Source organism: Solibacillus cecembensis (assembly GCF_050272495.1).
Taxonomy (GTDB): Bacteria; Bacillota; Bacilli; order Bacillales_A; family Planococcaceae; genus Solibacillus; species Solibacillus cecembensis.
The window spans coordinates 40,590-65,521 of sequence record NZ_JBNNMF010000011.1; the positions used below are offsets into that span (position 1 = coordinate 40,590).

General features: G+C 35.9%; 22 protein-coding genes and 1 riboswitch. Of the genes, 9 read left to right on the forward strand and 13 right to left on the reverse strand.

Annotation, left to right across the window (positions count from 1 at the left end; all coding sequences use genetic code 11):
• Positions 1-17 precede the first annotated feature (17 nt).
• The 4 genes from ACQKIH_RS11280 to ACQKIH_RS11295 all read right to left on the reverse strand — a co-directional run bounded on the left by ACQKIH_RS11280 (position 18) and on the right by ACQKIH_RS11295 (position 9,124).
• Entirely contained in the window at positions 18-851 is an 834-nt protein-coding gene (locus tag ACQKIH_RS11280; RefSeq protein ID WP_427766010.1) for an ABC transporter permease, read from the reverse strand.
• The gene (locus ACQKIH_RS11285; RefSeq protein ID WP_057984908.1) at positions 851-1,792 is read right to left on the reverse strand and encodes an ABC transporter permease; all 942 of its coding nucleotides are present in this window, start codon (positions 1,790-1,792) and stop codon (positions 851-853) included. Before ACQKIH_RS11285 ends, ACQKIH_RS11280 begins: the two co-directional genes overlap by 1 nt.
• Before the next feature lie 59 nt (positions 1,793-1,851).
• Complete coding sequence (locus ACQKIH_RS11290) at positions 1,852-3,453, reverse strand: ABC transporter substrate-binding protein (protein WP_427766013.1); 1,602 nt, start codon at positions 3,451-3,453, stop codon at positions 1,852-1,854.
• Between the two features lie 451 nt (positions 3,454-3,904).
• Positions 3,905-9,124: an NPCBM/NEW2 domain-containing protein gene (locus tag ACQKIH_RS11295; RefSeq protein WP_427766016.1), complete on the reverse strand. Its 5,220-nt coding sequence runs from the start codon at positions 9,122-9,124 to the stop codon at positions 3,905-3,907.
• Positions 9,125-9,257: 133 nt separating this feature from the next.
• A riboswitch (cyclic di-GMP riboswitch) is annotated at positions 9,258-9,349 on the reverse strand.
• Positions 9,350-9,892: 543 nt separating this feature from the next.
• Here ACQKIH_RS11295 and guaD point away from each other — a divergent pair.
• Together guaD and ACQKIH_RS11305 are read left to right on the forward strand one after the other, a co-directional pair.
• The gene (guaD, locus tag ACQKIH_RS11300; protein ID WP_427766019.1) at positions 9,893-11,263 is read left to right on the forward strand and encodes a guanine deaminase; all 1,371 of its coding nucleotides are present in this window, start codon (positions 9,893-9,895) and stop codon (positions 11,261-11,263) included.
• A gap of 48 nt (positions 11,264-11,311) precedes the next feature.
• Positions 11,312-12,646, forward strand: coding sequence for a uracil-xanthine permease family protein (locus tag ACQKIH_RS11305; protein WP_427766175.1), 1,335 nt, complete (start codon positions 11,312-11,314; stop codon positions 12,644-12,646).
• A 62-nt stretch (positions 12,647-12,708) separates the two neighbouring features.
• Here the strand turns inward: ACQKIH_RS11305 and ACQKIH_RS11310 are convergent, their stop codons facing one another.
• Positions 12,709-13,041, reverse strand: coding sequence for a winged helix-turn-helix transcriptional regulator (locus ACQKIH_RS11310; protein WP_427766022.1), 333 nt, complete (start codon positions 13,039-13,041; stop codon positions 12,709-12,711).
• A 133-nt stretch (positions 13,042-13,174) separates the two neighbouring features.
• Between ACQKIH_RS11310 and ACQKIH_RS11315 the strand changes: the two genes are divergently transcribed.
• The gene (locus ACQKIH_RS11315) at positions 13,175-13,801 is read left to right on the forward strand and encodes a nitroreductase family protein (RefSeq protein WP_427766025.1); all 627 of its coding nucleotides are present in this window, start codon (positions 13,175-13,177) and stop codon (positions 13,799-13,801) included.
• Between the two features lie 274 nt (positions 13,802-14,075).
• Positions 14,076-15,062, forward strand: coding sequence for a tRNA dihydrouridine synthase (locus ACQKIH_RS11320; RefSeq protein ID WP_427766028.1), 987 nt, complete (start codon positions 14,076-14,078; stop codon positions 15,060-15,062).
• Between the two features lie 96 nt (positions 15,063-15,158).
• Here ACQKIH_RS11320 and ACQKIH_RS11325 read toward each other — a convergent pair whose 3' ends face one another.
• From ACQKIH_RS11325 to ACQKIH_RS11340, 4 genes are read right to left on the reverse strand one after another with little or no spacing between them, the layout of a single operon-like run.
• Complete coding sequence (locus ACQKIH_RS11325; RefSeq protein WP_427766030.1) at positions 15,159-16,445, reverse strand: alpha/beta fold hydrolase; 1,287 nt, start codon at positions 16,443-16,445, stop codon at positions 15,159-15,161.
• A 27-nt stretch (positions 16,446-16,472) separates the two neighbouring features.
• Entirely contained in the window at positions 16,473-16,751 is a 279-nt protein-coding gene (locus tag ACQKIH_RS11330) for a DUF3784 domain-containing protein (protein ID WP_057984723.1), read from the reverse strand.
• Positions 16,752-16,764: 13 nt separating this feature from the next.
• Positions 16,765-17,127 (reverse strand): hypothetical protein, encoded by a 363-nt coding sequence (locus ACQKIH_RS11335; RefSeq protein WP_427766033.1) that lies wholly within the window; start codon positions 17,125-17,127, stop codon positions 16,765-16,767.
• A complete protein-coding gene (locus ACQKIH_RS11340; RefSeq protein WP_057984720.1) occupies positions 17,124-17,342 on the reverse strand; it encodes a helix-turn-helix transcriptional regulator in 219 nt (72 codons plus the stop codon). The genes ACQKIH_RS11335 and ACQKIH_RS11340 overlap by 4 nt, the downstream gene beginning before the upstream one ends.
• Before the next feature lie 296 nt (positions 17,343-17,638).
• Between ACQKIH_RS11340 and ACQKIH_RS11345 the strand changes: the two genes are divergently transcribed.
• The 4 genes from ACQKIH_RS11345 (at position 17,639) to ACQKIH_RS11360 (ending at position 20,040) form a co-directional block, all read left to right on the forward strand.
• Positions 17,639-18,016 (forward strand): GntR family transcriptional regulator, encoded by a 378-nt coding sequence (locus ACQKIH_RS11345; RefSeq protein ID WP_057984718.1) that lies wholly within the window; start codon positions 17,639-17,641, stop codon positions 18,014-18,016.
• Positions 18,016-18,885, forward strand: coding sequence for an ABC transporter ATP-binding protein (locus ACQKIH_RS11350; RefSeq protein ID WP_427766037.1), 870 nt, complete (start codon positions 18,016-18,018; stop codon positions 18,883-18,885). Before ACQKIH_RS11345 ends, ACQKIH_RS11350 begins: the two co-directional genes overlap by 1 nt.
• Positions 18,878-19,483 carry an ABC-2 transporter permease gene (locus ACQKIH_RS11355; protein WP_427766040.1) on the forward strand — a complete coding sequence of 202 codons (606 nt, stop codon included), beginning with the start codon at positions 18,878-18,880 and terminating at the stop codon, positions 19,481-19,483. The genes ACQKIH_RS11350 and ACQKIH_RS11355 overlap by 8 nt, the downstream gene beginning before the upstream one ends.
• A 335-nt stretch (positions 19,484-19,818) precedes the next feature.
• A complete protein-coding gene (locus ACQKIH_RS11360; protein ID WP_427766043.1) occupies positions 19,819-20,040 on the forward strand; it encodes a hypothetical protein in 222 nt (73 codons plus the stop codon).
• Between the two features lie 91 nt (positions 20,041-20,131).
• On the opposite strand, the gene ACQKIH_RS11365 is transcribed toward ACQKIH_RS11360, so the two are convergent.
• Positions 20,132-21,064: an urea transporter gene (locus ACQKIH_RS11365; RefSeq protein ID WP_427766046.1), complete on the reverse strand. Its 933-nt coding sequence runs from the start codon at positions 21,062-21,064 to the stop codon at positions 20,132-20,134.
• Positions 21,065-21,416: 352 nt separating this feature from the next.
• On the reverse strand, positions 21,417-21,905 hold the full coding sequence (locus tag ACQKIH_RS11370) for a hypothetical protein (protein WP_427766048.1): 489 nt from the start codon (positions 21,903-21,905) through the stop codon (positions 21,417-21,419).
• 323 nt (positions 21,906-22,228) lie between these two features.
• Between ACQKIH_RS11370 and ACQKIH_RS11375 the strand changes: the two genes are divergently transcribed.
• Entirely contained in the window at positions 22,229-22,987 is a 759-nt protein-coding gene (locus tag ACQKIH_RS11375) for an IclR family transcriptional regulator (RefSeq protein ID WP_427766051.1), read from the forward strand.
• Positions 22,988-23,029: 42 nt separating this feature from the next.
• Here ACQKIH_RS11375 and ACQKIH_RS11380 read toward each other — a convergent pair whose 3' ends face one another.
• Together ACQKIH_RS11380 and pxpB are read right to left on the reverse strand one after the other, a co-directional pair.
• Entirely contained in the window at positions 23,030-24,028 is a 999-nt protein-coding gene (locus ACQKIH_RS11380) for a 5-oxoprolinase subunit C family protein (protein WP_427766054.1), read from the reverse strand.
• Entirely contained in the window at positions 24,019-24,759 is a 741-nt protein-coding gene (gene pxpB, locus ACQKIH_RS11385; protein WP_427766056.1) for a 5-oxoprolinase subunit PxpB, read from the reverse strand. The genes ACQKIH_RS11380 and pxpB overlap by 10 nt, the downstream gene beginning before the upstream one ends.
• Positions 24,760-24,932 lie beyond the last annotated feature (173 nt).

The following is a 24,932-nucleotide window of genomic DNA, read 5'->3' on the forward strand; positions in this document are numbered from 1 at the left end:
CCTAATAGTATTCGTGACTAATCATGATTTCTAGTAGGATCCATGAGCACGCGTAAATTTTCCCCAATCTGGTCAAATGTTCTCACAACGATTAACAAACAAAGCCCTGGGAAGAAAGCAAGCCACCACATACCAGAAGATAAATATTTCATTGATTCCGATAAAATAATACCGATTGCTGGCTCATGTGGTGATAAACCTAAGCCTAAAAATGTTACTGCCGCTTCATGTAAAATAACATGAGGGAATAGTAGCATAAAACCAATGAGCAGTTGTGGAACGATATGCGGAAGAATATGATGTACGGCAATCCACCATCGAGATTTCCCCATTTTCTGCGACACTTGAACAAATTCAGCTGAACGAATTTGCATCACCTCTGCCCGAATAACACGCGCAAGGCTCGGCCAATGTGTAAGGGTAAGTCCGATAACAATGCCTTTAAACCCTCCCCCAAGCGTAAAAGCAATAAGAATGAGGGTTACAAGATGTGGCACACTTAGAAACAGATCAATGACCCACGAAATAATTCGGTCAGCCATTTTCCCCATCGTTGCTGCAGCCATACCTAGTAGTAAAGCAATTGAAGCACTACCTATTGCTCCAATTAATCCTACGCCGATACTTAAAGAAAGCCCCATTACGGTTCTTGTAAACATATCTCGTCCTAACCAATCCGTACCAAAGAGATGCTCTAACGATGGAGCGGAATTTCGTTCGCTTAAATTTGTTACAATGTTATCCTCATCTAATAGAACACCGCCCAATATAACGGTAACTAAGAAAATAATTGAAATAATTATTTTCACTAAAGTTCGTTGCTTTCGGTTTAGAGGAAATTTCTTAATCATTATTTCCTCACCTCTCTAGTCCGTGGATCTAATACACGATAGCTCAAATCCGCTAATAAATTGCCGACAAAAACAAAAATCGTACTAAATATTACGAGTCCTAATAAAAGGGGGACGTCCCCTCTAAGACCTGCTTCTACCGTTGCTTGTCCTAAACCTGGATAAGAAAATACTTGCTCAGCTAGCACGGCACCACCAAACAATTCACTAAAAGCAGCAAATTGTAATGTGATCGCAGGTAATGCAACATTACGTAATCCATGTCGCCAAAATAATACAAAACCCTTTTCGCCTCTTGCTCTAGCAAATAACACATAATCACTCGCCATGACATCAATCAATTTTTGTCGTGTGTGTAGCGCTACATTTGCAACACCTAATATACTAAGTGTCAATACTGGTAAAATAAGATGTTGAATGCGGTCCATTAAGGTAACATCTTCTGCTAAGACTCCAGCAGGAACGCCCATTCCAATAGGGAACCATCCTAGCCATACAGCAAAAACCATTAGAACAAGGAGACCCATCCAGAAAGTGGGGGTTGAAGCTAATGTAAAACAGTACCACTTGATGATACGGTCAATCCAAGTACCTTTTTTCATCGCTGCTACAACACCCATCACAAAGCCAACGACACCTGATAATAGCCATGCCGATAACATAAGTGCTAAGGAATTGAAAAAACGTTCGCCAATCACTTCAATTACTGGCTGTCGATAGATCATCGAAGTGCCTAAATCTCCTGCAAGTACAGCTGAACCCCAGTTAAAAAATTGCACTATAACTGGCTCATCCAATCCCCAATACTCGGCTATCTTTTCCCGTTGTTCAGGACCTACCTTCAACATGTCTGCGCCAATATATGCTTGAATTGGATCAATCGGAGAGTTTTTTACTAATAGAAAGGAAATTAAACAAATGGCCACTAATAACGTGACCATTCTTACACTTTTCATCAATATAAATAATCCAAGCTTGCCACCATTAAATTTACGCACAGTTAGTTAGCCCATTTCCATTCCACAATATTATCTGTAGCTGGCCAACCGTGCCCGTGAACGTGAATTCTTTGATCTCCGATATCAAGTCCATCTTTCACTAAGTACAAATGATCAATATTAACTAACCAAGCCCATGGAGCATCACCTTTTGCACTTAAACCAGTTGTGCCATCCCACTGTGCCTTTTTCCAAAACTCAATGGCATCTTGTTCACTAGTAGCACTAAGCGCTTTTGTAAAATAGTCATCTACTGTTTTGTTTTCATAAAACCCTGTATTGTAATATCCGATTCCTGCAGATTCCCCGCTATAAATATTGTACATTTCATGGGGGTCATGACTACCCCATCCCATTAAAACTGGATTTGAGTACATTTTTTTAGCAATCATATCCCAGCTTCCGCCTTCTAACTTAATATTAATGCCTAATGGTTTCATCATATCAACAACAGAAATAGCTAGAGATTGTCTAATTGCGTCATTAGCTAAGTAATAAAGAGTAAACTCTGCCTTTAAAGAACCTTTATTTAAGATGCCATCTCCATCTGTATCTTTCCATCCAGCTTCTTTCAATAATGTCTTTGCACCTTCTAAATCAGCATCTTTAATGATTGTATCGGGATTCCACCAAGGTAAGCCATCCACCGACGTATAAGCTGGGGTACCGTGGCCCTCTAAAACGCCATCGACTAATGCTTGACGATCTACACCGATATTAATAGCATGACGAATTGCCGGATCAGCTGTTACATCGTTCCCAATAGGTAAACCATCTGCTGTTGCGCCACCAGATTTTACAAACGGGAAGACAATTCCGCGATTATCTACTGTTTGTACTGATTCTAATTTCATTCCAGGTATTTTCTGATTACTAAATGCTGCTGGAATATACGCAAGATCAACGGTGCCTGCTTGTGCAGCTGCAAATGCTGCATCTTCATTTAAAAATAAGAGTGTTATCTTTTTAAAATTCGGCTGTTTATCATAGTATTCCGGATTAGCTTTTACAATCAATTGCTGTCCCTTGTCCCATTGAACAAGTTCAAATGGTCCTGAACCTATAGGCTTCTCGGCATAGTCAGCACCATAGGCATGTTTTGGGACAATACCTGTTGCGGCTAAAGAATTAACAAATGTAGATTGTGCTTTTTTAAGTGTAAATTTTACGGTGTAGTTATCCACCGCTTCTACTTTTTCCATACCATTAAGGTCTACAACTGACCCATTGTTTGTAGCAGTTTCAAATGTAAATACAACATCGCTTGCCGTTAATGGTTCACCATCAGAAAATTTTACATCTTCACGTAGTTTCACCGTCCAAACCTTACCGTCTTCACTAACTTCATAGCTCGTTGCAAGATCATTGACAATGTTAAGTTTGTCATCTCTTTTTAGTAGCGTACTTTGGAATAACGGTGATCCATAACGTCCCCAACCGGTTGTTGGATCAAACCCAGTTTCTGGCTCAGAGTCAAAAGCTAACACAAGTTCTTCCTTATTTCTTTCGTTATGTTTATTGCTCTTATCTTTAGAAGAACTGCATCCCGCTAACAAAAGAGAAGCAATAAGCGTAATGAACGCGATTTTTTTAAATAATTTCATCATTTCACCTCATAATTAAAATTGTTACCCAAAAAAACCTTACTTATATCACATTGTAAGGAATAACTTTGCATTTATATATCGCTCAATAAATAAGTAAAAAAACTAAAATGACCCTAACAACTTTCTTATTTTAAAGGTTGTTAGTAGAGGTCTTATTAATTGTTCCTACATTGAAGTTAAAACTTTTACAGGATGACAAGCGAGGTAGGGGGTAAGTATTGCGAGACTATAAATTAGTTTCTGACAAGTAGAATACACGATGGATTACGTATTATTTTGTGTCTATCCTATTTTAAGTGTTCGACCAGTAGTTGGCAACTTTAAACAATACAATAGGGGGATATTTTAATAGTGTGCCTTGGTAGTTTAATAGCTTTAATTTTAGAAAAAAAATAAGGCATGTTCGGTTCGATATGAACAGAACATGCCTATTGTAATACTTTATTTCTTACTCTTTTTCATCCAATTTTTCATAAACTTCCTCATCTTGCTCCATCACTTCTTCAGGAACAACTTCAGAAATATCTTCAGATGATTTGCTCTGTTCATCTTGTATTAATGTTGGATTGTCTACGAAATACATTAATTGGATAAGGTCCTCATCTTTTAATGTATAGGCAATAACAAGCATATAAATGCCAGAATCCTCTTCTGAAAGATCGATTGTAAACTGTTCTGCATTTGGTGCAAGCTGATCAACTTCGACAAAGATTTCTTTGCCTGTTTTCATATGTCTTAAACCGATTTGATATGGGTTTAAATAGTTGCCGTCTAAGCCTTTTACTAAGTTTTCCACTGTCAATACAGGTCCTGTTAAACTTGTTACTTCGACAATTTGTGGATGCGCGTTTATGTCATCTAATTTACTTAGCTCTTTTAATGGCGAGAAATCAGTAATTGAATTTCCTGAAATGTCTAGTGAAACTAAATTTTTTGCGTGTTGTAAGCCATCTAGACTTGTGATATGAGCGCCTGGACTACTTAAGCTTGTAAGATTGTGCATATCACGTAATGTAATTTCATCTGTAAGTCCAAGCGTTTGCTGGATCGCTATTTTTAGCGTGTTGTCTTGAATCGTAATAACTTGATCGAAGTCAATGGCTACTAATGCGTCGATTGCTTGTGTTAATATTTCTACTGCCTGATCAATGTCTGCTTGAGTAGCTTGCTTATTAGCAAGCGTTTCTTCTGCTTGTGCAATGCTTACTTGTAAATCAGCTACACTCTCTGATGTGTAATCTTCAGAATTGATTGTTTTCGCTTCTTCAATAGCCGCTACTAAATCTTGTATAAATACTCTATCTGCGTTAGCGAAATGCAATTTAGCATTTCCCCAAGCCGCGTGGTCAGAGCCAATTACATTACCACCGTCAGTAACGACAAACTTTAATTCTTGAGCACCACTAATATTAACTTCCACGAACTTTTGAGGATCTCTAGAGTTCATTAAGCCACTGTTGAATTGCATTTCTCCATCAACAAACACTTGGAATATAACGGAGCCAACAGTACCATACATTTGGCGATCTACACCAACGAATGAAGTAAAGTAATCAACATCTTTATCCGTTAAATCATAGACAATTGTTGAATTAGCATGTGCGCCAATCCCTTTTTCATAAGCGACTTCGCTACCATCTTCAGCTGTTAAACGTAAAGTTTTTGCGCTCATAGAGATATCTTTCTTAGGAGCGGCATAGCTGTTTTGAGTAGATTTCCAATCGAAATCAGATAAATAGTTGAAATCATCCATATCTACGACAGAAATTGCTCTTTTCGCAGTTGTTTCGTTTCCATCGTTATCCGTTACAGTATAAGTAAGTTCGTATTTCCCAGCGTGGTCAAAGTTTACTTGATCGGCTCCTGTCATTTGTACAGCATGTGTTAAATCGCCATCTTCTGCATCAAATGCAGTATATTGCCCAGTCAAGTCAATAGGAACTCCTACTTTAGTTGCCGTTGATTTCGTGATTGTTAATGTAGGGTTACTAGAATCTTGCGTAAACTTCGCATCGGCCCATACGGTATGGTCCGATCCGTTCCCGTTGTTTGCATCCGTAGTGATTAGTTTTATTTCTTTTGCTCCAGTTACAGGAATTTTGACAAAATCATGTTCTGTATCCGATCTGAATACGCCACTCTCGAATTTCTTCTCACCATCTACCCACACTTCAAATGTTGCAGATGAGCCTTTTTCTTTCATCGCCTGGTCAATGCCGATATAACTTTCAAAGAAGTTAAAGTCTTTACCTTCGATATCATATACCACTTCTGAATTCGCATGAACACCAATACCTTTAGCGTAAGTTGCATCAATTCCTTGTCTAATTAAAGTGATTGTTCCACCAGATACCGATTTATCTTTTTGGAATGAACCCCAACCAACCTTTGCAGATTGAGCAGTTAAATCAGAAATATATGCAAAATCACTTGTTACCGTAACATTTATTGTTTTTGATTCTACTAAGTCCGAATTTGTTACTTCATATACGACTTCATAGTTTCCTTTTTTAGTAACGTCAACAGTATTCGATTTAATTTTTACGTCCTGTGTTATATCTTCACCTTTATAACTAAAAGCTTTCACATAGTCCATTGGATTAAACTCACTATGTAATTTTAACGTGACATAATTTTCTACAGATATTGCTGGTGTAAAGGCATTTGTTTTCACTGATTTTGCTGGATTTAGTTTTTTATCATATGCACTGATTTCATAAGAATAGTTGATGTCTGGATCTGCATTTTTATCTACAAATACATTTCCAGAAGTAAATCCAATTGTTTCACCATCTCTTATAATTTCATAGCCTAATGTGTTTTTTATATTTTCTTTATTCATTTCAAAATTTAATGTTACTTGATTCGAATTTTTGCTTACTGTAGCTGAATATTTTACATCTTCGGTAAATTTCTCACCGTTATCTAAATATACTTTATCATTCATATACCATAATTTTTTAGTAGGTTTAGGGTATTTAGACGTGTATTCTTTCACTTCATCACTTGCACGGATACCATGTCTTGCAAAGAATTCCGTTAAGTCAAAATGTAATACATCCGATGAGACTTTCACCCATTCTTGGTGAATTTGTTCTCGGCTACCTCCAGTAAATGAAGTACTTCTAAATCCTTGTTCAAATCTTGGATAGAACGTTTCATCATATAGTTGTAACTGCCATAACGGTGCGATATGTGATAGCTGCATATAGTCATCACCTGGATAAAGTTCATTCTGTGAATAATCATCAAGCGCAACTTTAGGAAGAATCGCCGCATCCCAACCGTTTTGCTCCGTTATTTTCGTTGCAACCCCATTTATTCGTTGGAAATGTAATGGCAGTATATTATTTGATGATTCTACAATTCGTCTATTTGTTGTGTCGAAGTTATGCCCCATTTCATGAGCAAATCCCCAACCCATGTTAACATCCAGTGCGCCACCTTGTTGACCTGGGCGAATACCTGTAATCCCATTATTCGCATTCATAAATGCACCACCAGTTAGATGCTTAACCATTGTAACGTAACGATAATCGAAGTCAGAATTTATTTCTGAAGAATTATCAAAGCCCCAGAATTTCATCGTTTCTTTTAGTACTTCATCCGATTTATCCGCTGTTTCACTTGGTAATTTGTTATTTTCTTTAAACCAATCAAGCGCATATGTTGCTTCTACGTTGACTAAAGCCTTATCACTAAATACTTCAAATACGTTAGGTAATGAAGCATCCACTTTTAGTAGCTCAACATATTCTTCTAGTTCTTTTAATACTTCCGCGTCATTATCTACACCTTTAATGAAATGTGGATATGAAAATGCCCCTTCTACACGGATTTTAGGTGCTCTACTTTGCTCATTAAATGTATATGGATTAACGGTATACAATACGCCCGCTTTTGCAACGCCTGGTTTGATTTCATCATCAGGTCGTTCAGGTACAATGATTTTATTCATTCCCGGACTTAACGGTATATCCATATTGCCATTGTGTTTGCTTTCCATTTGTTTAAATACTAATTTCGGTGTAGGTTCACCAGAAGCAACATCAACAAAAACGTTTATTTCTTGTCCTGACTTAACGGCTAATCCAGTAGGTTGCCAATCTTGGAAGTTCCAAACACGTCTTTTTTGGGATTCTTTTATCGAATCGCCTCTGCTTTCTAATGACCATACGCTATTTTTTATATCTGTTGGGTTAGCGATTATGTTTTTAGCTATCTCTAATTGAGCTTTTAATGTTGAATACAATGGGTGATTTTTAGCTTTTGCATCGAGTTCATTAATTGCTTGTACATGATTATATTGTGGTACGAGCTCACTCATTGTTCCATCAGTGAAAATATTGCTAATTTGCTCTGTTAATGTATCTTCTTTATAAAAGGCTATTTCCGCTAAAGATGCCCAGTTTTGAGTGGATTTATTGAACTTGAATTTCACTCGTTTAAATGTCGTTGGTTCAAATTTAGCCTCTACTAATCCAGTAACAACATTATGTTTCCCAGTAGCTACAAGCTGATAAGTATTACCTTTAGACGTTTGAGAACCATAGATTTCGAACTCTTCAGCGAACCCTTTGCGGTCGGAATTCCTTGCCCCGTATATAATTCGGTTTAATTTGACCGCATCTTTAAATTCAAGTTCTACTTCATTCGTGAATTGAGAGGAGTTTCCTTTATTCGTTTCCCAATAAGTATCTAAGTTTCCATCAATGGCATTTCCAATTACAGCAGAACTCCAATGCCCTGCATTGTTACGGATACTTAGGATATTTTCAGAACCCATTTTAAATAATTTTGAATACTTTTCATTTGAATAAAGATCAAATGTTTTTGTTGCAGCTGTAGTTGTTTGAACTTCATTTTGATTAAGAATGGCTTTTGCATTTTCTATATCATCTTTAAATAGGGGATATAGTGGATGGTCATTTACTTCTGTTTCTAATTGGTGTAATGCTTCGATTGTATTAAATTCTTTACTAACCGAACTAAAAGTATCATCTGTGAATAAGTTTTTCATATTATTAGAAACTTGGTCTTCTTTATAAAATTGGAATTCTGCAGCACTTGCCCAATTTTGGTTTGCCTTTGTAAAGACAAATTTTAAACGCTTAAATTCTGTCGGTGTAAATTGGATTTCAACAATATCTCCCGTTGAACCTGTATACTCACCAGACGAAACGAGTGTAAAGTTATCGCCTTCATCTGTGTTGGAGCTATAAATCTCAAACTGTTGTGCAAAACCTTTACCTTTTGCGCTTATTTGACGGGCGGCATAAACAATTCGATCTAATGAAGTTATTTCGTTGAATGTAAAGTTTACCTCATTCGTGAATGTTGTTTTATTATCTCTGTTCGTTTCCCAATGCGTGTTCATATCGCCATCAATTGCCTGTGCAAGAGGGGAGCCTGGGTAGTTGCCACCGTTGTTTGTAATGGATGCGATATTGGCGTTTGTCATTTTAAAAACTTCATTATATGTATTTAGTAAGTCAGTCCCATATAAATTAAATTTACGAACATGAGCAATATTTGCTTGTGTAGTTGTTTTTCCAACTGAAGCTGTCATCACCTTTTTTTCTTGAAATGGGCTTGCTAATACATTGATTGGTGCGCCAGCTAAACTTAAAGCCATAGCAGCAGCTGTTGCAATTTTTATTACTTTCATAATCAATTCCTCCTACTGATTTTTCCTAAAAAGAACATAAAAAAAACACCCTAATAAGAGTGTTTATCTTCTCTAAAAAATGCCCATAAAAAAGCTTTATGGGAGATTTAAAAACAAAAAGTAGATTGTACTCTTCGGCAACTGGCTGACATAGTAAATAAATCAATTACGGTAGTCCCTATAGCTTTGCGTCCCTAAATTTCTTTAGGTTTGCCTATTCAATTATGCTACCTTAAAGAATAGCATAATAAATATTATTTCCAAAGAACAGTTAGCACTAAAAAATCCCCCTCCAATAAGGATAAATTAGCTAATTTTACATACAAGGATTATACGAAAAGCTTTAGTTAATTATGTTTATAGGGCATCGAATAGTTATAGGGTAGTAAAAAAGGATATTATTTTAATATATAAATATAAGAATCCCCTAAGAAAGTTAGTGCTCTGTTGGAGTAAATGTTCTGCAATCTATTTCTTCACTTCACAAAGAATTTCTTGCGCCATATTATTACACCTCCTCTTTTGTCATTATTATAAAAGTTAGGTTAATAAATACTGTAAACATGTAATGGTGGGAATTCTCACTCCTGCGAATGGAATTTTACAACTTTATTTCAAATAAATATATTTTCTATCAATACAAGCCAATGCCTTGCGCAAATTTTTAATAATTTCATTAATATATTCGTATTTTATATAGACTTAATAATCTTTATGACCTATAATAATCCCTATTATTCATTAAATACGAACATTAAGGTGGATTTTATGTCTGAATATACGCAAATTTTCCGAGGGACTGCTTTTTCAAGTAAGTCACCTAAAGAAGTACTAGTTTTAAAAGATTATCTGTTTTGTATTAATGCGGACGGAATGATTGAAAAAGCCGTTGCACCAGAGCATGTGGACTATCAATCTTTATTAAATAGATACCAAGAGAAAGAAAACTTTCATCAATTAGCAGATGGACAGTATTTCTTACCAGGCTTTATCGATTTACATGTCCATGCACCACAATGGGCACAATCTGGAACTGCATTAGACATTCCTTTGTATGATTGGTTAAATACGTATACGTTCCCGATTGAATCTAAGTTTTCAGATTTAGATTTTGCCAAGGAAGTGTATGAAGACTTAGTTAGTACTTTATTAGCAAACGGCACAACGACATCACTTTATTTTGCAACGGTTCATAAAGAAGCGAGCTTATTATTAGCTGAAATTTGTGCAGAAAAAGGTCAACGTGGTTTAGTAGGGAAAGTTGTGATGGATGATCCTGAACAAACACCAGAATTTTACCGTGATGCGAATACGCAAACGGCATTAGCGGATACCGAGGAATTTATTATAGCTGTTAAAGAATTAGCAAAATCGACGAAACAAGGGGTTTATCCAGTTGTTACACCACGCTTTATCCCAAGTTGTACGGATGGTGCTTTGAAAGGGTTAGGGGAATTAGCTGCGAAGTACGATACACATATTCAGTCTCACTGCAGTGAAAGTGATTGGGCTCATAGTTACGTACAAGAGCGCTTCAATAAAAATGATGCGTTTGCATTAAATGATTTCGGTCTATTGGGCGACAAAGCGGTTATGGCACATTGTAATTTCTTAAACGATGAGGATGCACAACTTTTTGCCGAAACTGGTACGGCTATTGGTCATTGTCCGATTTCGAATGCTTACTTTGCCAACAGTGTTCTTCCGGTTGCACATCTACATGAAAAAGGTGTCGATATTGGTTTAGGCACAGATGTTTCAGGTGGTTTTTCACCAAGCCTTTACGATAATGCGCGCCAAACGGTCATGTCATCTAGAATGTTAGAGGACGGTGTAGACCCGAATCTTTCTGCTGACAAGCGCGGTTTACCAAATTCACGTGTGACAATTAATGAAGCATTTTATTTAGCAACTGCTGGTGGTGGGGAAAGTTTAAGCTTGCCAATCGGTCGTTTACAGGAAAACTATACATGGGATGTCCAAATAATCGATACAAAAATACCATCTGCAAAACTACCGATCTTTGATGCGAATGAAGATTTAAGTGATATTTTTCAAAAAGTAATGTATCTTGTACGACCAGAAAACATTCGTGAAGTATGGGTGCAAGGAAATAAAGTTCATAACAGAACTAATTAAACAAACTACAACTTAGAGGTGTGCAATTCAGTGGAAACGCAAAATAACATGCAAGCTAACGATAAAAGCAATAGCCAAAGATTAACCGTGTTACCCGATGAAAAAGTTTCATTTGGTCAAACAGCCTTACTAGGTTTACAACATGTAATGGCAATGGACGTCTATGTAGTACCTTTCCTTATTGCGATGTTAATCGGTTTACAATCAGAGCAATCAACAGCACTAATTCAAGCGACATTTATTGCAGCGGGGGTTGCAACAATTATTCAAACTTACTTCTGTATGAAATTACCGATTGCGCAAGGCCCGTCTTACGTACCAATTGGTGCCATCGTCGGTATTTATGCTGCTAGCGGTGGGGGCGACCTTGGTTGGAGTACTGTGTTAGGAGCAAGTTTAGTAGGAGCTATTTTAGTCATTCTTTTAGGCTTTACAGGTCTTTTCAATAAGATTGTGAAAGTTTTCATTCCGCCAATCGTTGGAGGTACAATTATCTTTGTCGTTGGCCTTGCATTAATGCCGGTCGGTTTAAGTAGTAATATTTATAACGGTGCAGGTGCTACAATCAACCAAAACATCTATTTAGCGCTAATTACAGCTACTGTATTAATCATTTGCGTTATGCTAGGTTCTTTCTTTGGTCGAAAAGGTCGCGTATTCCGTATTGGATCGGTCCTTATTGCATTAATCGTAGGGAGCTTTGTAGCAAAATTTATGGGTGTATTAGATTTATCGGCTGTTTCACAAGCAACATGGTTTAGCATGCCGCAAATTCCTTTTGCTGATTTTGGTTTCACTTTTAATATTTCTGCTATCATCACGATGGTCATTATTTATATTGTACTGATGGCTGAAACAACAGGGACTTGGTTTGCTGTTAGTAATGTCATTGATCAACCATTAACAGACAAACAAATTAATCGTGGGGTTATTGGTGAAGGGATTGGTTGCTTAACGGCTTCTTTAATAGGATCTACACCAGTAACAGGATACTCAACAAATGCAGGTGTTATTTCAATTACAGGTATTGCAAGTCGACGTGTTTTTATAGCCGCAGGAATTTGGTTTGTATTATTCGGATTTTCTGGTAAGCTAGCTGCCTTAATCTCAGCCATTCCATCAGCGGTAATTGGTGGTGTGTTCGTTATCGTTTGTGGCATTATCGCGATTAGCGGTTTGCAAGTCATCAAAAATGAACGAATTGGTGAAAAAGAAATGTATGTTATTGCAGTTCCAATGATTTTAACGCTAGCACTAACATTACTTCCAAAGGATTTCTTATATACTTTACCAACAACTGTACAATATTTATTCGGCTCTCCAATAGCAACAGCTGCGATTGTAGCGATCTTGTTGAATAAAATATTGCCGAGTGCTAGATAATATTAATTTAGTGAAAAAACTAGTTAGAAATAATATTCTAACTAGTTTTTTCGTTGTTATTCTTATGTTGTCTTTTCAAAATCACATAAATCAATCCATTTTTGAATTGACTTAATGACTTCTTGAAATGCTATGCCATTTGGTGTTAATTCATATTCCACTTTTTTTATAGAAGAATCAATGAATTTCTTCTTGATAAAACCTGCGTTGACAAGTTCATTTAAACGTTCTGTTAATAAACGATCAGAAATGCCTGGGATAGACGTGTGAATTTCGTGATACCTTTTTGGTCCTGGCAATAAGGTATAAATAATCATACCCATCCATCGTTTCCCTATAAATTCAATCGCTTGATGATAGCTACTGCATGTATGTGTACAATTCGGTTGAGTCATACTAATAACCTCCCGCCTGTGAATTCATTTTCTTACATTGTAACACAGAAAATTTTTTATTTGACGATTAAACTTACTAATGGTAAGATTCTATTTATCAACTTACCTTAAGTAAGTTTTAGGAGGAAATACAATGACAACAACATCTAAAGATTTATATACAATTATGCAGGAAAGAAAATCTGTGCGTAGATACGAACCTACTTTTAAAATGACGCAAGCACAACTTGAAGAAATCATTACAGAAGCTACTACTTCACCATCTTCAAGTAACTTACAACCATGGAGATTCCTTATCATTCAAGATGAAGAAACGAAAAAGGAACTTCGTGCAATTGCTAACAATCAAGAACAAATTGAAACATCTTCAGCAGTTATTGCCGTTTTAGGTGATGCTGAAATGTACAAAAACGTAGAAAAAATCTACACGCAAAACGTAACTGAAGGTCATATGGATGATACGCTAAAAGATTTAACGATTAACAATACGCATCGGTTATACCCATCATTACCTTTAGCAGTAAGACAAAACATCGCTTCATTTGACGCTGGTCTAATATCAATGCAGCTTATGCTGATTGCGAAAGAAAAAGGTTTTGATACCGTAACAATGGGTGGCTTTGATAAAGTGAAATTTGCTGAGCGATTTGAATTACCAGAAAATCAATTTCCTATCGTACTAATTGCAATTGGTAAAGCAGCGGCTCCAGCATACGGTTCATCACGTTTACCGTTAGAAGATATTTCTCGTTTTATCTAAATAAGTGGTCACTAAAAAGCAGCAGAATCTTATATGATTCTGCTGTTTTCGCATTTCATTTCCATATAAATTAATCGGGAGTGTAAAATGAAAACGTAATTTTTCTACAATTCCTTAGCAAAAAATATCGCCTTCGAGGACATTGGTGAACATAAATGAATAAAGCTAGGTTATAATTTATAAATGATTTGAAAACCTAAGCTCGCAGCCTTCATTTATCAATTATAGGACGAGCGTTTGACTATGAACCAATAATGAGAGGATTTGAATATAGATGAAAGAAAACTTTTGGAACGATTTACCGAAACCGTTCTTTGTACTTGCTCCAATGGAAGATGTGACGGATGTTGTTTTTCGTCATGTCGTAAGTAAAGCAGGGAGCCCAGATGTATTTTTTACAGAGTTTACAAACACGGAAAGTTATTGTCATCCAGAGGGCATGAAAAGTGTACGCGGACGATTAATTTTTACAAAAGATGAACAGCCAATTGTTGCGCATATATGGGGAGATAAACCCGAAAACTTCCGCCAAATGAGTATTGGTATGGCAGAGCTTGGATTTAAAGGTGTAGATATTAATATGGGATGCCCTGTACCAAATGTCGCTACGAGAGGAAAAGGGAGCGGTCTTATTTTACGTCCAGACGTTGCTGCAGAAATTATCCAAGCAGCAAAAGCGGGAGGACTGCCTGTCAGTGTAAAAACAAGACTTGGTTACTCGGATTTAGATGAGATGGAAGAATGGTTAACGCATATTTTGAAACAAGATATTGCGAATCTTTCTATTCATTTGCGTACAAGAAAAGAAATGAGCCAAGTGGATGCACATTGGGAGCTAATTCCGGAAATTAAAGAATTACGTGATCGCATCGCACCAAATACATTACTAACAATTAATGGTGATATTCCTGATCGTCAAACGGGTCTAGAGCTTGCAGAGAAATACGGTATTGATGGCGTGATGATTGGGCGCGGTATTTTTAAAAATCCGTTTGCTTTTGAAAAAGAACCGAAAGAGCATAGTAGTGAGGAATATCTTGATCTCCTAAGATTGCAGCTGGATCTCCAAGATCAATATGCAGAAGAATTGCCACGTTCAGTTACAGGGCTTCATCGCTTCTTCAAAATCTATGTTAAAGGTTTCCGCGGGGCAGGGGAATTAAGAAATCAATTGATGAACACAAAAACGACGGATGAAGTACGAGCATTACTGGATGCTTTTGAAGCGAATCATATCGACGAAGATAACGATAATTTGTGAGGAATTAAAATATGAAAAGAACGAATTTCCATTGGGGGAATTCGTTCTTTTTGTTTTGCACCCAGTACAGCTTGTTTGTAGAATGCCGTTCAATAATTATTCAATTAAACCCACGATGATTGGCAAAACATCTGGATGGAGAGAAAGCTCTGCATTGGTGTATGTAGCCAAATTTTCTACTCTATTTAATGGCGCCTTTTTCAACAAATGATTCATTTCCTCGATTAATATGACCTCATCAGCTACGTTTCCTAACTTCTCTGCATCCGCGATAGATACTTGCAAATCAGTTGTTCCTTGTAACACATATTTTTTCGTATTGGCATTTTCTAATTCAGTTACGGGATTATATTTTAACCATGAAATTAAATAGGGTTGTGCTGTTTTCGCAAATAGGGACTGTAATTCATCATTAAACGAATCTACAGTTTGCCCTAATTTTAATGTTGAAAAGATTGACTGACTTTCTTCTAACAAAGAGGGGGGGAGTTGAGCACTTAGCTGTTCAAGTATGACCTCATCAATTGTACGCCCAGCACCTGCTAGTAATATAATGGATTCGACCGGCTGTTGCTGAGCGGCAATCGAAGCTAATAATGCGCCTTCACTATGACCAATAATATGTACCTCTGAAAAGCGAAGGTCATTATGCGCATACTGGACAATACTCGCAACATCATTGGCAAAGTCATCGATAATAAGAGCAGTTGGATCATTCATTAACGAAGTATTATCACCTATTCCTCGTTTGTCATATCGAAGGGACGCTATACCTTTTTCAGCCAGCCCTTCTGCTAACATTTTATAGCTATTCGTTGTCATACCCATTGCGTTGCCATCTTTATTTGTAGGACCTGATCCCGCGACAATAATGGCAAGGGCTTTTGGCGTATCAGTAGGCAATTGCAAAGCTGCTTTCAATTTGCCACCTTCTACTGCTACATCAACCATTTCGTATGTTTCTTTAGCAACTAGTTCTTGTTCAACATGAGATAAAGAGATAGGAAATGTACTGCCATTTTGTGTGAATGTTCCTTCTATCTGCCCTTTTTGTACGGTTCCATCTATTTCGATTTTCTGATTTTTAAACATAATGGTCATCTCAAATTTATTCCCGTTAAATTGAAGACTCTCTGCTTGTAAATCTGAAATACTTTGTATAGGTACTGATAATGCTCCTGTTTTTTCATTTAATGAAACAATGATTTCAAGTGGACTATTTGGAATTTCAATATTCCCTTTCCACTCACCAAATAAGGTTGGATCCACAGCTGTTTCACTACTAATAATCTCATTCTCTAAATCTAAAGGTTGTTTTGATTCTTCATTATTGCAAGCTACTAAACTTAACGCAAAGATACTTATACAAATCAATCGTTTCATCTCACAAACCCCTTTGTTTATCCAAATTTATTCGACTAATTTCATATTCACATAGACGATTTCCAATAATAAAATACCAGTTACAGCCATAACGATATACTCCGGATTGGGCATACCAATAAATCCACAACTAAGTAAAATGACTCCTAAAATCGCCATAGTACTTCCTGTTAAATGGGATAATTTCGTTTTGTCTGTGACTCTTTTTTCATTGAAACCTGCTAATAACCAAGTCATCTTTTTTACACCAACTAAATAACCAAAAGCTAAAAAAATACCACCAATAATTAGTAAATTCGTATCCATATAACCATCCCCCTTAATATTGTTTTACAATCGCTGGTACTACATAAAACGGAATAAATAATGTTAGCGCTAAATAGAGCAATAACATTTCCTGATTTAATTTGAAATCGAATAATCCTTGTTGACTAGTAGCTAAGAGCAACAACATAGCAGTATTCAAACCAAATAAGATTCTAAGTGACCACTTTGAAATATTTGCATTTACGCGATCATCAAATTCAATTTCTTCTTTTTGCATTTGTACGCGCTTGTATTTAGCTAAAACCAATAAGGGAACGATAATGCCGAGTAAGATTCCCTTTAACATGGTGCTATCTATTACGAAAAGTACGATTATAAGACAGACAAGTGGTACATAAGTAAATAATTTGCTCATTCCTCATCCTCCATCCAAAATAATTGATCAATTGATGTTTCTAATGCTGCAGCAATTAATAAACAAACTTTAATTGTTGGGTTATATTTTTGGGCTTCAATTAAATTCATTGTTTGTCTTGTAACCCCAACAACTTTTGCTAAATCACCTTGCGTTAAGTGCCCCATTTCAATTCTTCGGACTTTGACACTGTTTATTACCTGGATATTTTTCAATGAAAGACTCCTTTCCTAAAATCAAATTACAAATGAATTGTAACATATAAATTAACTTTGTCATATATATATTACACTTTTGTTTTGAAAAAGGCTAATATAGCTCCTGCGGTAGGAAGGGGGTTAATGGAAAAATTGTGCTGAATTGTAGTTAATCGTGTAACTTATATCGCTACTCGCTTCTATTGAAGGAAGGCAAGTAGCGAATTTTTATGGAAAAATGTTGCAAAGTTATTTCCCTTTGTGTATATTGTATATAAAGTATATATACAATATTTCGCGAGAGAGGTTTTTGCATGCAAATTTTAATTTCAAATAATTCAAAGGAGCCGATTTATGAGCAAATCTATGCCCAAATTAAGAAACATATTTTGACGAATGAAATTCAAGCGGGACATTCTTTGCCTTCAATGCGTCAGTTAGCGAAGGATTTAGACGTAAGTGTGATTACGACCAAGCGTGCCTATGAAGAACTAGAGAAAAATGGATTCATTTATTCTGTAGTTGGGAAAGGCTCTTTTGTATCTGAACAAAATAATGAAATGATTAAAGAAAGAAAAATGAAAGTAATTGAAGAACAATTGTTTACAGCCATTCAAAATAGTAAAGAAATTGGCATCAGTCTTACAGAATTAAAGGAATTGCTGACATTGTTATATAGGGAGGAAGCATGATGGAAAACGTAATTGAATTACAACATATTCAAAAGTCATTTGATGGATTTCAACTAAAGGACCTTTCATTGACTGTTAAAAAAGGGTTTGTAACGGGGTTTATCGGTGGAAATGGGGTAGGGAAGTCAACAACGATTAAACTTATTATGAATTTATTACAACCTGATAATGGAACAGTTTCAATATTTGGCCTGAATTATAAAGAGCATGAAAAAGAAATCAAACAGCGAATTGGTTTTGTATTCGATGAAAATATCTTTTATGAAAATTTGACATTGGCAGAAATGAAAAAGATTATAAAACCAGCTTATAAAAATTGGGATGATAATATATTCGCTCAATATGTAAAAACATTTGAACTGCCTCTTAATAAAAAGATTAAGACATTTTCGAAAGGGATGATGATGAAAGCTTCGTTAACAATGGCTTTATCGCATCACGCAGAATTAATTATAATGGATGAACCAACGTCAGGATTAGATCCCATTTTTCGTCGGGAACTGTTAGATATACTTCATGATTTAATGCAAGATGGGGAAAAAACGATTTTCTTTTCTACTCATATAACAACGGACTTAGATCGTATCGCGGACTATATCACTTTTATTCATAAAGGGGAGCATATGTTTACGAAGGAATTCTATAAAATTGAGGAAGAATATGCCATTGTAAAAGGTGGAAATGAGTTATTGGATCGGGATACTGAACAAGAATTCGTATCCATCCGCAAATCGAATCATGGATTTGAAGCATTAACAGCTAATAAAAAGCGCATAGAAAATATTTTTGGAGAAATGGTTATGCTTGAGAAGCCAACACTTGAAGATATCATGTTCTATACAAAGAAAGGGGCAGAGCAGTATGTTTAATTTAATACGTAAAGATATCGTTTTAGTAAAACCAACGTTAATGATTATGTTGCCGATTTTAGTTTTGTCTTTATTTCAAGGGCCTTCAATCTATATAGGTTTTTTATTTAGTATTGCGATTATAATGAGTGCTTTTGCAAGTGATGAAAAAACCTCAATCAATACGCTACTAAATTCTTTGCCATATACACGCAAAGAAATTGTCAGCTCAAAATACATTGGCGCATTTATTTTTCTTTCTCTAGTTGTTTTTACGATTTTCATTGGAAATTTAGTTATTCATAAGGAAATAACGATATGGAAAGAAATACTATTTATTGTTTGCCTAGTTATGGTAACGATCTCATTATTTTTCCCTTTTTCTTATAAATTTAAAAGTCAATATTTGCTGATCGGAACGCTCGTATTATTTGTGCTTTATCTGACAGTTGTAAGCTTTATCCTCCAAAATATAAACGATAAAATTAGAGAATTTGTGGGAATGCTATTAGCTTTACAAAGTTCTCAATTATACTTGTTAGTTGGATTTATTGTTACTGCTCTTTACGTTTGCTCATGGTTGCTGTCGATTCGCATTTATAGTAAAAAGATTTTTTAAAGGTATCGATTAAATTATTTGTAAGTTTGCATATTGATGTACAACCAATATAGGAAGATAAACCTACTCATTTAATTGAGAAATGAGTAGGTTTAAAGTGAGTCAATGAGGACATATTATTGGGGCAATTGATAATGCATGTTCAAATGTATGTAAAGTAAAAATTAATGTACAGAAAATCAAATTCCCTTTGAGGTTTATCTATCTTGTGAAGGTTAACTTTAAACTACCACTTACTCAGAAAAACTAGAGAAACAATTTAAATAATGCATATTAAGATAGGGAAAAAGAATTAAGTTGTGACAATAAACGTTATTTTAGACAGGGGGATAGTAATGAACGCATTTCTAATTTATGTGACACCAGTTGTTGCTTTTATATTTTTTCTGAACTTCATCGGGATTCTTCGCGATGTTAAAGACGGAGAAAAGGAGACTACGGTTCAGGTATTATTAGGAAGCTTCATGTTTGCATTTTTGGTATTTGCATTAGTGCTAGCTGGAATATCGAACACAATAAAAACTGTGGAGAGATTTCCACAGTTTTTATTGTGTTAAAAAATAATAAACTCGTATTTTGGTTTTTGTAGAATAATAGTATACCCATAATCAAATGGTACATAATAGTTCTATATCCCACTATAAAGCATTAAAACCGTGGAAACACTTTCCTAGCACCTAATAGCAACCATGTACAAAGGACAAATGGCATAGTGAAGGTTGGCAGTCCATATGGTATTAGCCATGTTGTGACAGTGGCAGTAAGCGGTACACTTAAACACGCTCCGACAATTCCTGTTACATAGCGGAAACGATTAGTAGATTCTTTAAAAACAACTGATACAGCAAGAATTGTTAAAATCGCATTAAATCCGTATAGTCCAGAATCGATTAATTCATGTGCAGCACCTAGAGAAAAAGCAGTCAGAATGGCAAATGCATTTCCAATTAACGCAAATACGCCAAATTTCCAACTTGCAAAGAATAATCCAATATAAAGTAGAATAGCTGAAGTATGGTTTGGAAGGAACACAACTTGTCCTAAACCATGCAACGTCGCTTGTAACCAGCTTACTGTACCTTCAACTTCTAAGCTCCAATGTGTTAAATCTTGAGGAGCTAAATTTGTTGATAATTGAATGAAGTCTAATTGATAGGATGCCAATAATATAACCCAACTTACGATAATAAATGGAAAGGTTAGCACAGGTATTTCGGTATTTCTCATGAAGTGCATCATAGCAGCGGCAAACAGTGTAGTTATAGCTGCTCCTAAAAGAGCAATCACCCAGTGGTACGGCCCTGTTAAAAATAACGTCAGTGCCATTCCAGTTAAAACGGGACTAAACCCTAGTAAACCTTGATGGATCAATTTTTCATCTGCTTTTCCAGCAATCCCGATCAGTACAGCAATTAAAGAAGATAACCATGCAATAATACCTACTAGAGGTGATGCAATCGTAATTGCCAGTAAAAATATAATGCCTGTAATCGTATTTTCAATAAACAGCACTTGTGAAATCCCTTTAAAAGATGCAACTAAAATTTGCTTCAAATTCATCTTTTTATTAACAGTAACCATAAATTCACCCCTTCCTTTGATTGGATATTATATATACTCCTTGCATCAATTTTCATTTTTAGAGATTTGAACTTGCTCAATGATAATAGACAAATAGCTTCGTTTAATAGACATTTCCCATTTTCACCCTAAACTAAGACAATACTTCAACTAATTAAATTTTAATAACAGAAACATGCTACAGGACCACATGAATTTTTAGTTTTGCCCTTCCCTTAAAATCAGTTTACAACAGTACTCATGCACGCACTAGTGAAAAGAGATGTGGTTAAGATTTTCCGAGCTTATGTAAAATGAAAAATAAAAAACTCGTCAAAAATTAAACGAGTTTCAATGCTAATTAATTTTGTCCTTAACACAAAACAATAATGCGATAAGGTGTAGTTTGAGCTGGAATACTTCTTGTCGTAGGGCCGTAGTACACAACTAAATCGCGATTTCCTGGATGTCCTGAAAAGAATTGCCCATTTGTTAAAATGATGTGGGTATTGGTAGATATATTTAACTGTAATTGCCCATCACTACTTTGCAATTGGTTATTAAAAAAGTCCACTTTTATATTTTGATTTGGGTTATCTTTTACCATAACAAGCGCTTGGTATTGTGGTGGATAAATCATGACAGTTGGTGCATTTGCATCATAATAACCCGTCACGCGATCTCCTACCACTAACGTTTCATGGTCAACGAAGTAAGTTGAAGGTGAAATGACGAAATTTACAATTACCCCCATACTATTTCGTACTGTAAAAAGTTTATAACATCCCTTTTTTCCGCTCTGCCCTGCATTAAAATCAGTAATTTCCGTTATCGTTCCGTGAAACGAATGAAAATTTGTCATATAATACCTCCGTAATTAAAAGATTATGTGATCCATCAAGTTGAAAATCCACATGAAAGCCCCAATAAGTTAGCTCCTCCACAGTATATGATGGGAAGAAGTAAAAGGACTCCATAACTGGATAACCGAAAGATTAACAATGGCTTTTCCCAACAGTGCGAATCAAACCATTTATTTATTACGTCCAATATACAAGGTATACAAAAACAGTAAGTTATTAGGTATAATAAAAACAGTTTTGGCTAGAAGGATAAATACGGAAGTTAAGTGGAATAGGTATTTATACAAATTAAAGCTTATAACGAAAGGAAGACAAACCTGAATTGACAAATAAAAATAAAACAGTTGTCCGCTCAATGGACATCTTAAATCTATTTAACGATCATACAGAACTGTCATTTCAAGAAGTAATTGAGTTATCAGGAATCCCTAAAACGACGGCCTTTCGCATGTTAAAGTCATTAGAGGAAATGGAGTTACTAGAAAAGGGGACGGATGCAAAATATAGATTGGGTATTCTGTTTCTGAAATTTGGACACTTAGTTTCTATGCGTTTGGATATACGAAAAATTGCTTATCCGATTATGAATGATTTACATAATGATACAAAAGAGGCGATTAATTTAATTGTGCGTGATGGTGACGAAGCCATTTATATCGAAAAAGTGGACTCGAAGCAAAAAGTACGACTTTATACAGCAATCGGTCGAAAAAGTCCACTTTATGCAGGAGCATGTCCTCGCGCTGTTTTATCTTTTTTACCAGACTATGAAATAAAAGAATACTTTGAATCGGTCGAATTTAAATCATTTGCAAAGGGGACAATTACCGATAAGGAAGGGCTTTATGAAGCAATTGTACATGCAAGGGAGCATGGATATACAATTAGCCATTCAGAATTGGAAAATTATACATCGGCTATTGCAGCACCGATTTTCGATCATAAAGGTGAAGTAATTGCGGCTATGAGTATCGCAGGTTTAGAAGCCAATTACCTAGGGGGCAATGCGGAAGTCTTTATTGAGGAACTAAAGAAAGCTACAGCAGAAATTTCTAAGCAATTGGGCTTTGACCCGCTTTAAGAAATAGGGCATCTCAAAATCAATTGAGACGCCCTATTTTCATTATAGTTGATGCAATCTTTTAATTCGGAGCCCAAATGCCAACTCATTCATTTCTTTTTCTTGATGAATTAATGCCCACTGCGCTTCTTCAAGTGTGACCTCTTTAAAAAATACCTGACCACTTGCTTGCATTTGTGCTAAGGCTGGTAAATCGGCAGAAATGACTTGCCCGATTTTTGGATAACCGCCAGTTGTTTGACGATCCGCCATTAAAATAATCGGCTGCCCATTAGAAGGGACTTGAATTGTACCAAAAGTAACCCCTTCAGATAATAATTCAAACGGCTCTTTTAATTGGATGTTTTGTCCTTCTAACCGATAGCCCATTCGATCAGACTGTGTTGAAATCGTGTAAGGTGTTGAAAAGAATTTTTTTAAACTATCTTCATCAAAACGTTCATATTCAGACCCTCTAATAATACGGATTGTTTGTGTTTTTTTAAATGTAACAAAAGGTGTGTAATGAACGGACCAAGAAAGATATGAGGTTTTCTTTTGTAATTGATTAAAAAGGTCCTCTCCTGATTCTGTTCGAGTATTGCATTCAAAAACATCATTCTTTTGCAGTTTTCTCCCTTGAAACCCACCAATGCCCGCACGTATGTAAGTGCTTTTACTGCCCATCACTTCAGGTACTTGAACACCACCGCCAAATGATACATAAGCGCGGCTACCACTAATCGCAGCGTTAAATTTTAAAACCGATCCTTTTCTAATAACAAGTGGTTGCCACATAGGAACTGATTTTCCATCTATTGTCGGCTTCAAATCTCCACCCGTAATCGCAATCAATTCATCACTTTCAAACAACAAGCTAGTGCCGAAAAGTGTCACCTCAAGAGCGCCTTCTCCTTCCACATTCCCAACGAGTAGATTGGCAATTCGTAAGGAATTTGAATCCATCGCTCCTCCTACGATAACACCAAACTTTTGTAGACCATATCTTCCTAAGTCTTGAATCGTTGCCAGCATACCCGGCTGCAATACTCTTACTCCCATGTCTTCACCCCAAAATCTTTTGTATAGTCATCCAATGAAATGGGAACAAATTGAATGCGATCTCCTGGTTGTAATAACGTCGGAGGGGATTGTTCAGGTAGAAATAAACGAGAGGGTGTGCGCCCGATTATTTGCCATCCCCCTGGTGTTTCTAATGGATAAATCCCTGTTTGACTACCCGCAATTCCAACCGATCCAGGTGGAATTGCTAAACGTGGCGATTCTTTTCGTGGCGTTGCAATTTGAGCATCCATTCCGCCCATAAAAGGAAAGCCTGGAGCAAAGCCTAACATATAGACAAGATATTCAGTAGAAGAGTGAATTTTAATAACTTCACTAGGTGTTAAACCGTTATAAGAAGCTACAAATTCTAAGTCTGGTCCCATGTCACCACCATATACTACAGGTATTTTTACGATGCGATTATTTGTTGTTTCAGTTATGTTAGATTGATTCATTAAAGCAAGAATTTTTGCTTTTACAATTTCGTATGGCGTTTGGACACCTTTATCTAAATTTGAAAAGTATACATCAATCGGGCTGTAATAAACCGTCAAACTGTTATAGGCAGGCACAGCCTCGATAAATCCGCTAAATGGATTTGTTTCTAATAAATTTAAAATCGTTTTTACTTTTGTATGGGTTGCCTCATTGATTCCTTCGCCGACTTGAATAACAACGGTAGAATCGCTCAAAGGTCTTATTTGAATAGTTTCTAATAAATTTAGCATGAAACCCACCTCCTTTAGTTTCGTAATTCGGTATCGAGGTTTTAAATTACGGATTATACATATTATATTTTAAGAATGCGCAAAAACAAGCGGAATGTTATTAAAAGTGAAAAAATTGCATTATTTCTTAACATTTTAAATTTTTCCTTTCCTACAATAATAAAATATGCTAA

What these genes read in the sequence shown, in the direction of transcription:
- ACQKIH_RS11325 (WP_427766030.1), bottom strand. Translation starts at nt 16,445, where the DNA reads ATGAAACGATTGATTTGTATAAGTATCTTTGCGTTAAGTTTAGTAGCT.
- ACQKIH_RS11380 (WP_427766054.1), bottom strand. Translation starts at nt 24,028, where the DNA reads ATGGGAGTAAGAGTATTGCAGCCGGGTATGCTGGCAACGATTCAAGAC.
- ACQKIH_RS11360 (WP_427766043.1), top strand. Translation starts at nt 19,819, where the DNA reads ATGAACGCATTTCTAATTTATGTGACACCAGTTGTTGCTTTTATATTT.
- ACQKIH_RS11295 (WP_427766016.1), bottom strand. Translation starts at nt 9,124, where the DNA reads ATGAAAGTAATAAAAATTGCAACAGCTGCTGCTATGGCTTTAAGTTTA.
- ACQKIH_RS11310 (WP_427766022.1), bottom strand. Translation starts at nt 13,041, where the DNA reads ATGACTCAACCGAATTGTACACATACATGCAGTAGCTATCATCAAGCG.
- ACQKIH_RS11335 (WP_427766033.1), bottom strand. Translation starts at nt 17,127, where the DNA reads ATGAGCAAATTATTTACTTATGTACCACTTGTCTGTCTTATAATCGTA.
- ACQKIH_RS11315 (WP_427766025.1), top strand. Translation starts at nt 13,175, where the DNA reads ATGACAACAACATCTAAAGATTTATATACAATTATGCAGGAAAGAAAA.
- ACQKIH_RS11285 (WP_057984908.1), bottom strand. Translation starts at nt 1,792, where the DNA reads ATGGTCACGTTATTAGTGGCCATTTGTTTAATTTCCTTTCTATTAGTA.
- ACQKIH_RS11365 (WP_427766046.1), bottom strand. Translation starts at nt 21,064, where the DNA reads ATGGTTACTGTTAATAAAAAGATGAATTTGAAGCAAATTTTAGTTGCA.
- ACQKIH_RS11305 (WP_427766175.1), top strand. Translation starts at nt 11,312, where the DNA reads ATGCAAGCTAACGATAAAAGCAATAGCCAAAGATTAACCGTGTTACCC.
- ACQKIH_RS11290 (WP_427766013.1), bottom strand. Translation starts at nt 3,453, where the DNA reads ATGAAATTATTTAAAAAAATCGCGTTCATTACGCTTATTGCTTCTCTT.
- ACQKIH_RS11320 (WP_427766028.1), top strand. Translation starts at nt 14,076, where the DNA reads ATGAAAGAAAACTTTTGGAACGATTTACCGAAACCGTTCTTTGTACTT.
- ACQKIH_RS11345 (WP_057984718.1), top strand. Translation starts at nt 17,639, where the DNA reads ATGCAAATTTTAATTTCAAATAATTCAAAGGAGCCGATTTATGAGCAA.
- ACQKIH_RS11355 (WP_427766040.1), top strand. Translation starts at nt 18,878, where the DNA reads ATGTTTAATTTAATACGTAAAGATATCGTTTTAGTAAAACCAACGTTA.
- ACQKIH_RS11350 (WP_427766037.1), top strand. Translation starts at nt 18,016, where the DNA reads ATGGAAAACGTAATTGAATTACAACATATTCAAAAGTCATTTGATGGA.
- pxpB (WP_427766056.1), bottom strand. Translation starts at nt 24,759, where the DNA reads ATGCTAAATTTATTAGAAACTATTCAAATAAGACCTTTGAGCGATTCT.
- ACQKIH_RS11330 (WP_057984723.1), bottom strand. Translation starts at nt 16,751, where the DNA reads ATGGATACGAATTTACTAATTATTGGTGGTATTTTTTTAGCTTTTGGT.
- ACQKIH_RS11370 (WP_427766048.1), bottom strand. Translation starts at nt 21,905, where the DNA reads ATGACAAATTTTCATTCGTTTCACGGAACGATAACGGAAATTACTGAT.
- guaD (WP_427766019.1), top strand. Translation starts at nt 9,893, where the DNA reads ATGTCTGAATATACGCAAATTTTCCGAGGGACTGCTTTTTCAAGTAAG.
- ACQKIH_RS11280 (WP_427766010.1), bottom strand. Translation starts at nt 851, where the DNA reads ATGATTAAGAAATTTCCTCTAAACCGAAAGCAACGAACTTTAGTGAAA.